General features: G+C 57.7%; 9 protein-coding genes. 7 read left to right on the top strand and 2 right to left on the bottom strand.

Annotated features, from left to right (window positions below):
- Positions 1 to 33 precede the first annotated feature (33 nt).
- Entirely contained in the window at positions 34 to 1,035 is a 1,002-nt protein-coding gene (locus tag N6G83_RS03855; RefSeq protein ID WP_049209167.1) for a glycosyltransferase, read from the bottom strand.
- 525 nt (positions 1,036 to 1,560) lie between these two features.
- On the opposite strand from N6G83_RS03855, the gene pabB reads away from it, so the two are divergent.
- The 4 genes from pabB to N6G83_RS03835 all read left to right on the top strand — a co-directional run bounded on the left by pabB (position 1,561) and on the right by N6G83_RS03835 (position 7,175).
- Positions 1,561 to 2,934 carry an aminodeoxychorismate synthase component 1 gene (gene pabB, locus N6G83_RS03850; protein ID WP_043143602.1) on the top strand — a complete coding sequence of 458 codons (1,374 nt, stop codon included), beginning with the start codon at positions 1,561 to 1,563 and terminating at the stop codon, positions 2,932 to 2,934.
- A complete protein-coding gene (locus tag N6G83_RS03845) occupies positions 2,931 to 3,509 on the top strand; it encodes a CoA pyrophosphatase (protein ID WP_025303155.1) in 579 nt (192 codons plus the stop codon). The genes pabB and N6G83_RS03845 overlap by 4 nt, the downstream gene beginning before the upstream one ends.
- A 446-nt stretch (positions 3,510 to 3,955) precedes the next feature.
- The gene (gene sdaA / locus N6G83_RS03840; RefSeq protein WP_025303156.1) at positions 3,956 to 5,320 is read left to right on the top strand and encodes an L-serine ammonia-lyase; all 1,365 of its coding nucleotides are present in this window, start codon (positions 3,956 to 3,958) and stop codon (positions 5,318 to 5,320) included.
- Between the two features lie 268 nt (positions 5,321 to 5,588).
- Positions 5,589 to 7,175 (top strand): EAL domain-containing protein, encoded by a 1,587-nt coding sequence (locus tag N6G83_RS03835; protein WP_025303157.1) that lies wholly within the window; start codon positions 5,589 to 5,591, stop codon positions 7,173 to 7,175.
- Positions 7,176 to 7,191: 16 nt separating this feature from the next.
- Here N6G83_RS03835 and N6G83_RS03830 read toward each other — a convergent pair whose 3' ends face one another.
- The gene (locus N6G83_RS03830; RefSeq protein ID WP_043143573.1) at positions 7,192 to 8,736 is read right to left on the bottom strand and encodes a TerC family protein; all 1,545 of its coding nucleotides are present in this window, start codon (positions 8,734 to 8,736) and stop codon (positions 7,192 to 7,194) included.
- A 562-nt stretch (positions 8,737 to 9,298) separates the two neighbouring features.
- Here N6G83_RS03830 and manX point away from each other — a divergent pair.
- The 3 genes from manX to N6G83_RS03815 are packed head-to-tail and all read left to right on the top strand — an operon-like array spanning position 9,299 to position 11,973.
- Positions 9,299 to 10,258: a PTS mannose transporter subunit IIAB gene (manX, locus tag N6G83_RS03825; RefSeq protein WP_025303159.1), complete on the top strand. Its 960-nt coding sequence runs from the start codon at positions 9,299 to 9,301 to the stop codon at positions 10,256 to 10,258.
- Between the two features lie 56 nt (positions 10,259 to 10,314).
- Positions 10,315 to 11,115 carry a PTS mannose/fructose/sorbose transporter subunit IIC gene (locus N6G83_RS03820; protein ID WP_015378156.1) on the top strand — a complete coding sequence of 267 codons (801 nt, stop codon included), beginning with the start codon at positions 10,315 to 10,317 and terminating at the stop codon, positions 11,113 to 11,115.
- 15 nt (positions 11,116 to 11,130) lie between these two features.
- Entirely contained in the window at positions 11,131 to 11,973 is an 843-nt protein-coding gene (locus N6G83_RS03815; protein WP_015378157.1) for a PTS mannose transporter subunit IID, read from the top strand.
- Positions 11,974 to 12,015: the final 42 nt, after the last annotated feature.

Genomic DNA, 12,015 nt, shown 5'->3' with positions numbered 1-12,015 from the left:
GCGCTAACGCGGCGGATCCCAACGTCTTGTGGCTCAGGCCGGTTGCGAACAGCCGTTATCGCTGCGCCACTGCTTCAGGCGATGCCGCCACAGCATGACATGCCACCCCTGCTTCAGGCCGCGCGTATTGGCGAACATCGCTCTGTCGATGCCGCGCTGATAGAACTCTTCGGTAATCTGACTCTGGGCGGCCGGATCCGGCTCACGACGGATACTGTGACAAATGCCCAACGCCTCACGGGTGATTTGCCAATGGAAAGCGGGACGAATGGCGACAGTGCCCGCATAGCGCCGGTTGAGCCGCTCCAGCATTTCGACGATTTTCATATAGTGACGCTGATACTCTACGTTCGCTTTGCCGGTGCGACGACGGTTACTGATCGACTTGTCGTGCACCCGTTGCCGGTACAGCGGCGTGCTTAAATATTTGACCCGTTTGGCATTAAACATGACCTCCGTCGTCCAGGGAATATCCTGGTGATGCAACCCCGGCTCAAAATAAAGCCGATGCTGGCGAATAAAATCGAGGCGATATATTGCCAGCCATACAACATGAATAAACTTTCGCGACTTCAATGCACGTTCGAACCACTGAACGCCAGTGATAACGTCGGTAGTGCGTAAACGCGCCTCGGGAAAAATCGGCTGTAATTCGTCTTGGCTGGTAAAATAGCGTTCACCATTACATTGCATCACGTCTAATTGGTGTCGTTCTGCCTGTTCCAACAGCGTGGAATACATCTCGGGCGCCAATAAATCGTCGGCGTCCGGAAACGCCACATATTTACCTCGGGCAACGGCGAGCCCGGCATTACGTGCATTAGAAACGCCGGCATTGGCTTGATCGATCACGCGAATATGCGGATGCACCGCCGCGTAACGGTGCGCGATCTCTCCCGAACCGTCGGTGGAACCATCGTTGACGATGATCACCTCCAACCGTTGCTCGCGCTGGGCCAGCAGCGAGACCAGGAACGGCTCCAATAACTCCCCCGCATTGTGCATCGGGACGATGACGCTCAGCATTAACGACATAGGTAGCTCTTCACTAATAATGTAACAAAATGATAATTTTATTTTTTTAAAAAATAGAAACCGCTTCAGCGCACGAGCGAAATAAAACGCGAACCTTCACATTTCCGCCGCAGGCTAAATAAGATTAATCTTGTTTGTCTTTTCATGCTTTCGACAAGAAAAGCGTTCCACAACAAGGGATAACTTTCACAAGACGGCCACCATGAAAAAACACAGGCAAAACCGTTTCGCATCGCCAGCTTAATAACAGCAAGCAACAATAAAAGTATGAAATTAACGAACCTTTTTTATATTTCTCGGGTCTTGCGCCCTCGATGAATAAACGTCCAGTGCATTTGACGTTAAATTTTTAACATATCGAAGTATAATCAATGGCGCAAAAAATGCCTTATCTCAGGTTTATTGAACTGCCGTTTATGTGAACTGTGCTCCATGTCGCGCGTGGCAAAACATGCATGACGTGACCGTCTATGGCACACTAGCCGCCAGATATCGCCGTCCTCACAGCCAGGTTTATTGACGTTCATGAGCGTAACCGCCCCAAACATAAAATCTTTGCCCTACAGCCGCAGTGCCCTGATGACGCTTTTCGCCCCGATTTCAACCCACCCGTGGGCGATGCTGCTGCATTCGGGCTTCGCCGACCATTCGCATAACCGCTTCGACATCCTGGTCGCGCAGCCGTGCGTTACGCTCACCACCCAGGGCGCCAGCACGAAAATAGAAAGTGACGGCGTCACTATTCAGTCGAAGGAAGATCCATTCTCCCTGCTGCAGCAACACCTGGTGGCGCAAGGTTGGCAACCGGCGTTTAACCCGGATCTGCCATTTCAGGGCGGCGCACTGGGGCTGTTCGGCTACGATCTCGGGCGGCGGGTGGAAAGCTTGCCGCAGTTGGCCGCAGCCGACCTCGCCTTGCCGGACATGGCGGTGGGCATTTATGACTGGGCGCTGATCGCCGATCACCGTCTGCAAACCCTGACGCTGCTCAGCTATGGCGACGTGGAACAGCGCTGGTGCTGGCTCAATAGCCAAACCGCGCCGACAGAACGCCCTTTCACGCTGCTGAGCGACTGGCGCGCCAATATGAGCCGGCGGCAATACGGCGAGAAATTCCAACGTATTCAGCGCTACCTGCGCAGCGGTGACTGTTACCAAATTAATCTGGCGCAACGGTTCTCCGCCGACTATCAGGGAGATGAGTGGCAGGCTTTCTGTCGATTGAGCGCCTGCAACCGCGCGCCGTTCTCGGCCTTCCTGCGCCTGCCGCACAACAGCGTACTGAGCGTCTCTCCCGAGCGCTTCCTGTGGCTGGAGCAGCAGCGTATCCAAACCCGCCCGATCAAGGGCACGCTGCCGCGGCTGGCGGACGCGGAACAGGACGCCGCTCAGGCTCGCCGTTTGGCCGATTCCCCCAAGGATCGCGCTGAAAATCTGATGATCGTCGATCTGCTGCGCAACGATATCGGCCGCGTCGCCCAGCCTGGCAGCGTACGGGTGCCGGAACTGTTTGCCGTGGAGCCGTTTCCCGCCGTGCATCACCTGGTGAGCACTATCACCGCAACCCTGCCGGAACAGACCTCGGCGGCCGAACTGCTGCGCGCCTGCTTCCCCGGCGGTTCGATCACCGGCGCGCCCAAGGTGCGGGCGATGGAAATCATCGAAGAGCTGGAGCCGCAGCGCCGCAATGCCTATTGCGGCAGTATCGGTTACCTAAGCGCCTGCGGTACCATGGACACCAATATCACCATCCGCACGCTCGTCACCGAAAACGGCCGCATCCACTGCTCCGCCGGTGGCGGCATCGTGGCGGACAGCCAGGAGCAGGCGGAATACCAGGAGACCTTCGACAAGGTTGGCCGTATTCTGCCGCAGCTTGGGGAGTGTGCCCTGTCGTGATCCCATCGAACACACCGGCCTCGCTGCACGCCTTTATCAGCCGTTTTCAACTGCAGCTGCCGCAGGCGGCGCAGATCTCGCACAATGTGCGCCCGGCGGCGGTGCTGATCCCGATCGTCTGCCGCGCAGAGCCGACGCTGCTGTTGACCCGCCGTGCCGATTCGCTGCGCAAACATGCCGGCCAGGTGGCCTTCCCCGGCGGCAAAACCGATGCCGAAGACGGGTCGGCGATCGTCACGGCGCTGCGAGAAGCGCAGGAAGAAGTGGCGATACCACCGCAGGCGGTGACCGTCCTCGGCCAAATGGCGCCGCTCGACAGCAGCACCGGATTTCAGGTCACGCCCATCGTCGGCCTGGTCTCGCCGGATGTGCAGTTCCACGCCAATGAGGGTGAAGTGGCGGACGTGTTCGAGATGCCCTTGAGGGAAGCGCTGACCCTGTCGCGTTACTATCCGCTGGATATTCATCGCGCCGGCCATACGCACCGCATTTACCTCTCCTGGTATCACAGCCAGTTTATCTGGGGGCTGACCGCAGCCATCATTCGGCGTCTGGCGCAGCAGGTCAGTATTTAGCCCATATTACGTGATCTGACTCGCAATCTGGCATGGCCGACGGCCTCCGCTGCCGGTAAAGCGATCGAAATCACTTCATTTGAACGCTTTTTCAACTACCGTTCCGATTGAATGGTTTTAAAAAAACTGTAAACCCTCTCTTAAACCTTACGAAATACCTGTAAAATACCACCGTCCGAGATAAACCACTGTAGAAACAGGGATTAAGCCGGCGGCGTTCAGCACGGAAAGCTGGCGCGATTACCGCTAATGGAGCTTGGGCGAAAGCGGATACCTCGCATAAGGGTTCGCCCCGGGTAATCAGTAAAAAAAGCGACACCACGGATTATTTAATTTCATGCGAAAAAGGCAGCCGAACCCGCACGGCCCTTTTACAATATCGCTGTTCCCTGCGCGGTTTTTAACCGCCGCAGCCATAACAATACGTCTCTTTAAGGAGTTTTAGCGTGATTAGCGTTTTCGACATGTTTAAGATCGGCATCGGCCCGTCCAGCTCTCATACGGTTGGACCGATGAAAGCCGGCAAACAGTTTGTCGACGATCTGGTAAATAAAGGCCTGATGCCTTCTATCACGCGTGTTGCCGTAGACGTTTACGGCTCACTCTCATTGACCGGTAAAGGTCACCATACCGATATCGCCATCATTCTCGGCCTGGCCGGCAACATGCCGGACACCGTCGATATCGATAGCATTCCTGGCTTTATTCGCGATGTAGAACAACGTCAACGCCTGATGCTGGCCAACGGCCTGCATGAAGTCGATTTCCCACGCGACGGCGGCATGGTCTTCCGCAGCGACAACCTGCCGCTGCACGAGAACGGCATGCAAATCCACGCCTTCGCCGGCGATAAAGAAGTGTACAGCAAGACCTATTACTCCATCGGCGGCGGTTTCATCGTCGACGAGGAGAACTTCGGTAAGGACGCCGAGCAAGAGCTGCAAATGCCTTATCCATTCAACTCCGCGCGCGAAATGCTCGACCACTGCCGCGAGACCGGGCTGTCACTGTCCGGCATGGTGATGCAGAACGAACTGGCGCTGCACAGCAAGCAAGAGATCGAAACCTACTTCGGCAACGTCTGGCAAACCATGCGTGCCTGTATCGATCGCGGTCTGAACACCGAAGGCGTGCTGCCGGGGCCGCTGCGCGTACCGCGCCGTGCTTCCGCGTTGCGCCGCATGCTGGTGGCGTCGGACAAACTGTCCAACGATCCGATGAACGTGATCGACTGGGTCAACATGTTCGCACTGGCGGTTAACGAAGAAAACGCCGCCGGCGGCCGCGTCGTCACCGCGCCGACCAACGGTGCCTGCGGCATCGTGCCTGCGGTGCTGGCTTACTACGATCACTTTATCGAGTCCGTCAGCCCGGATATCTACATCCGTTACTTTATGGCAGCGGGCGCCATCGGCGCGTTGTACAAGATGAACGCGTCCATTTCCGGCGCCGAAGTCGGCTGTCAGGGCGAAGTCGGCGTGGCCTGCTCCATGGCGGCCGCAGGCCTGGCTGAACTGCTGGGCGGCAGCCCTGAGCAGGTCTGTGTGGCGGCGGAAATCGGCATGGAACACAACCTGGGGCTGACCTGTGACCCGGTCGCCGGCCAGGTACAGGTGCCGTGCATCGAGCGCAACGCCATCGCCTCGGTCAAGGCGATCAACGCCGCCCGCATGGCTCTGCGCCGCACCAGCGAACCGCGCGTTTCGCTGGATAAGGTGATCGAGACCATGTACGAAACCGGCAAAGACATGAACGCCAAATACCGAGAAACATCACGCGGTGGCCTGGCAATCAAGGTGCAATGCGACTGACAGACAACCCCGCCGCCCGGCGGGGTTTTTTATGGGCAATCAATTCATTGACCGTTTTTAGTGACAATGTCACCAGAAAATATCCTGCATTTTTCTCATCGATCCAGCGGTTAGCCTGCAAATTGACCTTCTGTTTTGCCAAATCGAAATAATTTACTGAGTTACCATCAATCTTGTATAACCTCAGGCTAGAATTAGCCGAGCGCAACTTAAGGAGCTGTGGCCTGACTGTGACTCGGAGCTGGATTACCGAACAAGGATTTACCGGATGTTGATGACCCACCTCGCCGCGTCCCAATATCGTTACTACCGTTGGCTGCTGGCCGGAGCGGTGGGCGTGGCTATTCTGTTGGTATCGCTGTATACCCGTTACTATCAAGAGGTCAAAAGCATCGAGCAGAGCCAGCAAACGTTGGCCACCCGCACCGTCGGCAAAATTGACCAGCTGTTGTCCCCCGCGCAGCTGCAGGCTGAACGCAGTATGGACATGCTGGAACAACCCTGCGAGAACGTCTCATCGACCCTGCGCTTTCGCGCCGCGCAAAATCAGGCGCTGCGCGCCATGCTGCTGGTAAAAAATGGCATCATCTACTGCTCCAGTCTGTTTGGCGCCCGACATTATCAGTTGGCCGCCGTGCTGCCGATTTTCGTCAACAGCAACGTCAGGCTGGCGCTGCGCCCTTCGTTGGCGGTGAGCAAAGGACTGCCCACGTTGGTGATGTGGACACCCTCCCCCGGCGATAGAAGCAGCGGCGTGCTGCACGTCTTCAATATCGAGCTGTTATCGAACTTTTTACTCGAACCCCAGGAGCCTTATGTTCAGCGCATGGTGCTGAACGTAGCCGACAGCAGCCTGGAATACGGGCGCCGCGAAATCCTGCGCCGCGACACCCTGACCAACGATCTGCGTTACACCGCCGGTTCCGAGCGTTACCCGTTCTCGATTTCGCTGTTCGGCCCGCAGGTCGGCATGTTGGCGTTTTCCGCACTGCCGCGCCATATCCCGCTGGCGCTGCTGATCAGCCTGCTGGCGGCCTATGTGGTCTACCTGCTCACCGCTAACCGCATGAGCCTGTCTTACCACATTGGCCATGCCATTACCCATCGGGAGTTCCGCGTTTACTGCCAACCGATCATTCACAGCGATACCGGGCGCTGTGCCGGCGTAGAGATGCTGCTGCGTTGGAAAAAGAAGCGGCAGGGGTGGATCTCGCCAGACGTGTTTATTCCGTTGGCCGAGCAGCATGACCTCATCATTCCGCTCACTCGCTATCTGATGAACACCGTGACGGAAAATCTGCAGCTGTTCCCGCCACGACCGTCCTTCTACATCAGCATTAACGTTGCTGCCGAGCATTTTAAAACGCTCAACATCATCGACGATATCCGCCAGATTTGGCTGCCGGCACATCCGATGCCCTCATTGATGCTGGAGCTGACCGAACGCACCGCGCTGTCGGCGATCCAGTATGACCAGATTCGCACGCTGAAAGACATGGGGATCATGCTGGCTATCGACGATTTCGGCACCGGCCACAGCTCGCTGAGCTACCTGAAAAACCTCAGCCCGGACGTGTTGAAGATCGACCGCGGGTTTACCGCGGCCATCGGCACCGACGCGGTCAACGCCACGGTGACCGACACCATCATTACGCTGGCGCAGAGGCTGAAGCTGAAACTGGTGGCAGAGGGTGTCGAAACGGAGGAACAGGCCGACTATCTGCGCTCACGCGAGGTCAATGCCCTGCAGGGGTATTATTTCGCCAAGCCGATGCCGATCCACGTTTTCCCGCTGTGGTTGCAACAGTACGAATCGCGCGTCAGGAAAGCGGAAGAGGATCCGCCGGAGGCCTGAGCCCCCGGCGGGAGGGTTACGACTGCGTCGGCTCGTCAAAGACGACGCGGGTAACACGCACCAATTCGATGCGATAGTCGGAGACCTCGACGATATCGAAACGCAGGTGGTTCAGTTCAATGATGTCCCCCACCACCGGCATCTGGCCGTAGTGAGCCAACAGCAGCCCCGCCAGGGTGGCGTAGTCTGCGGTTGGGCTGACCAGGTCATCGCAGGCCAGTGCCTGTTCCAGCGAGTGCAAATCGGTTCCCCCCTTCACCAGCCAGCCGTCGCCTTCCGCCACGATATCCGGCGTTTCATCCTCGTCCGGGAACTCACCGGCAATCGCTTCCAGGACGTCCAGCGGCGTCACCAGCCCCTGCACGACGCCAAATTCATTGGTGACCACCACCAGACGCCCTTTGGCGCGGCGCAGCACCGCCAGCAGTTTGATGACGTCCATGGTTTCCGGCACCACGATCGGCGGCGTGCGGGCGGCAAACTCGGCAATATCTTCACCCTGCTCCAGCGCCACCAGCAGATCCTTGGCGCGTACCACGCCGACGATCTCATCCACCGAATCACGACACACCGGGAACAGACTGTGTGGCGTATCCAGCAACTGGGCGCGCACCTCCTCGCGGGAGCGCTCGCAGTCGACCCAGGAGATGTCCGTGCGAGGCGTCATCACACTGCGTAATGAACGCGAGGCGAGCGTCAACACGCCGCTGATCATATAACGCTCTTCCGCCGCAAAGGTTTCATCCCTCGGCAAAGCGACCTCATCGTCCGACTGCTGCGCGCGCTGCTGCCCCATCAGGCGCATGATCGCTTCCGCGGTGCGCTCGCGCATCGGCCGACGCGCTTGATGCTTGATGAAGTTGCGACGCGCGATCTGGTTGAACAATTCAATCAGGATCGAGAAGCCGATCGCGGCGTACAGATAGCCTTTCGGAATATGCAAACCGAAGCCTTCGGCGATCAGGCTCAGGCCGATCATCAACAGGAAGCTCAGGCACAGCACCACGATGGTCGGGTGCGCATTGACGAAGTTGGTCAATGGCTTGGATGCCAACAGCATCACCGCCATCGCGATCACCACCGCCGCCATCATTACCGGCAGATCGTTCACCATGCCTACGGCGGTAATCACCGCATCAAGCGAAAACACCGCGTCCAGGATCACGATTTGCACCACCACCGCCCAGAACTTGGCATAACCGCGGTTGGCGCCATCCTGGTGCGTCTGCCCTTCCAGCCGCTCATGCAGCTCCATGGTGGCCTTGAACAGCAGGAATACCCCGCCGAACAGCAGGATAAGATCGCGGCCAGAGAAGCTGAAATCGCCGACGCTGAACAGCGGTGTGGTCAGGGTTACCATCCAGGAGATCACCGACAGCAGGCCCAAACGCATCAGCAACGCCAGCGACAGGCCGATAACGCGCGCCTTATCGCGCTGCTTCGGCGGCAATTTGTCGGCCAAAATGGCGATGAACACCAGGTTGTCGATGCCCAGGACGATTTCCAGCACCACCAGCGTAAGCAACCCCGCCCAAATAGAGGGGTCCATTAAAAATTCCATATCAGACTCCAGAAAAAAGTGGGAATGAGCGCTCGCCGCTCAGACGTGACGATGCCGCCGCTGCATGGGCGCAGTCGACAATAGCAAGGTGACGGGATGGGGTTACCGGGAGATGGCCGAAGGGCCGAACAGCATATACAACGCCAGCAGGTGGCGGGTGAAACCTGGAAAAACAGTAACTTCGGTGACAGTCCATAGGGAGGGCTGAGGCCCTTCACTCCTTAGTGATGAAAGAAGAAATTACTGTATCAGGATTTTTCTGGGGGACAAAGCGGCTTTTTCAACGGCGGTTTAGGGTGGCGCCACACCATATCGTCTGCGACAGCTAAGATTTCTCCGAGCATTCAATAGCGGAGCAGCGTCACAAAAAATATTTTTTCACTCACTAAAATAAATCTCGCGTTCGTGAAGTATCACGCACAGGCATTTGAAACTGCGTGAGAAATGTTAGGCGTGCGTTTCTTTTTTTCTACCATAATGTATCTGAACCGCGGAAGTGACTGCCAAGACGGCGCGGAGAAACGACACACACCGCGTCTGGAGTTCAACGAGGAGGTAGCGAGTGGCAATAGCTATTATCATCGGCACACACGGGGCTGCAGCGGAACAACTGCTGAAAACGGCGGAGATGCTATTGGGCGAGCAGGACAACGTCGCCTTTATAGACTTCGTTCCCGGTGAGAATGCCGAAACGTTAATCGTCAAGTACAACGAAAAAATCAGTGGGTTGGATACCAGCGGCGGCGTGCTGTTCCTGGTGGATACCTGGGGCGGCAGCCCGTTCAACGCCGCCAGCCGCATTGCGGTCGACAAAGAAAACTATGAGGTCGTCACCGGGGTCAACATCCCGATGCTGGTGGAAACCTTCATGGCGCGGGACGACAACCCCGCTTTCGATGAACTGGTGGCGCTGGCGTTGGAAACCGGCCGTGAAGGCGTGAAAGCGCTGAAAAAACCGCAGGAAGAACCCGCAAAACCCGCAGCACCCGTCGCCAAAGCCGCTGCCCCTCAGGCGCCGCTGGGGCCGAACGACCACATGAAAATCGGCCTGGCGCGCATCGATGATCGCTTAATCCACGGCCAGGTCGCTACCCGCTGGACCAAAGAGACCAACGTCAGCCGCATTATCGTCGTCAGCGATGAAGTCGCCGCCGACCATGTGCGCAAGACCCTGCTGACCCAGGTTGCCCCGCCGGGCGTCACCGCCCACGTGGTGGACGTGGCGAAGGCCATCCGCGTCTGGAACAACCCGAAATACGCCAACGATCGCGTGATGCTGTTATTCACCAACCCGACTGACGTCTGGCGTTTGGTGGAAGGCGGCGTGGAGATTACATCCGTCAATATCGGCGGCATGGCGTTCCGCCAGGGGAAAACCCAGGTGAACAACGCCGTTTCCGTCGATGAAAAAGATATCGAAGCGTTTAAGAAACTGAACGATCGCGGTATCGAGCTGGAGGTGCGTAAGGTCTCGTCCGACAGCCGGCTAAAAATGATGGACCTGATTAACAAACTCAATTAGTGGCGCCAGCCGCTAATTATTTTACTCAGAGCTTTTTTGGTCATAGGAGAAGTGCAATGGAGATCACCACTCTTCAGATTGTGCTGATATTTATCGTTGCCTGTATCGCCGGGATGGGTTCCGTCCTCGACGAGTTCCAGTTCCACCGTCCGCTGGTCGCCTGTACCCTGATCGGCTTCATTCTCGGCGATATGAAAACCGGCATCATCATCGGCGGTACGCTGGAAATGATCGCCCTGGGCTGGATGAACATCGGTGCGGCCGTCGCGCCGGATGCTGCCCTGGCGTCCATCATCTCGACCATTCTGGTCATCGCCGGCGGGCAAAGCGTCGGCGCCGGTATCGCCCTGGCCATTCCGCTGGCGGCGGCCGGCCAGGTGTTGACCATCATCGTGCGTACCCTCACCGTGGCGTTCCAGCACGCAGCAGACAGCGCGGCGGAGCGCGGCAGCCTGCGCGCCATTAGCTGGATCCATGTCGGCGCCCTGCTGCTGCAGGCGATGCGTATCGCCATCCCGGCGGTCATTGTCGCCATCTCGGTCGGCACCGCCGGGGTACACGCCCTGCTCAACTCGATCCCGGAAGTGGTCACCAGCGGCCTGAACATCGCCGGCGGCATGATCGTCGTGGTCGGTTACGCAATGGTGATTAACATGATGCGCGCCGGCTACCTGATGCCGTTCTTCTATCTCGGTTTCGTTACCGCTGCCTTCACCAACTTCAACCTGGTGGCGCTCGGCGTCATTGGCGTGGTGATGGCCGTGCTGTATATCCAGCTCAGCCCGAAATACAACAAGTCTCAAGTTGTACAGGCCGGCCCGGCTAACGCGAACGATCTCGATAACGAACTCGACTAGGAATAGGTGAGAGAAATGGTTGATACAACTGCTCAAAAGAAACTCACGCCGGCCGATATTCGCGGCGTATTCCTGCGTTCGAACCTGTTCCAGGGTTCATGGAACTTCGAACGCATGCAGGCGCTGGGTTTTTGCTTCTCGATGGTGCCGGTGATCCGCCGCCTGTATCCGGAAAACAATGACGATCGCAAACAGGCGATCAAGCGTCACCTGGAGTTCTTCAACACCCACCCTTACGTGGCGGCGCCGGTGCTCGGTGTGACCATGGCGATGGAAGAGCAACGCGCCAACGGCGCGCCGATCGATGACGCCGCAATCAACGGCATCAAGGTCGGTTTGATGGGGCCTTTAGCGGGCGTCGGTGACCCGATCTTCTGGGGCACCGTGCGACCGGTGTTCGCCGCGCTTGGGGCGGGCATCGCCATGAGCGGCAGCCTGCTTGGACCGATCCTGTTCTTCGTGCTGTTCAACCTGGTGCGCCTGCTGACCCGCTACTACGGCGTGGCCTACGGTTACCGTAAAGGGGTCGATATCGTCAACGACATGGGCGGCGGCTTCCTGCAGAAACTGACGGAAGGAGCGTCCATTCTCGGCCTGTTTGTCATGGGGGCGCTGGTCAACAAGTGGACGCACGTGAATATCCCGCTAGTGGTGTCCAAGATAACCGACCAGACCGGGCATACCAACGTCACCACGGTGCAGACCATCCTCGACCAGCTGATGCCGGGCCTGGTGCCGTTGCTGCTGACCTTCGCCTGTATGTGGCTGCTGCGCAAGAAAGTCAACGCGCTGTGGATCATCATCGGCTTCTTCGTCATCGGTATCTTTGGCTATTGGATTGGCCTGCTGGGCCTGTAATCGTTCGAAACGGCCGGGGGGCAACCCCCGGCTTTTTTATGG

Source organism: Serratia sp. PL7 (assembly GCF_945957435.1).
This window is presented reverse-complemented; position numbering and strand designations above follow the sequence as displayed.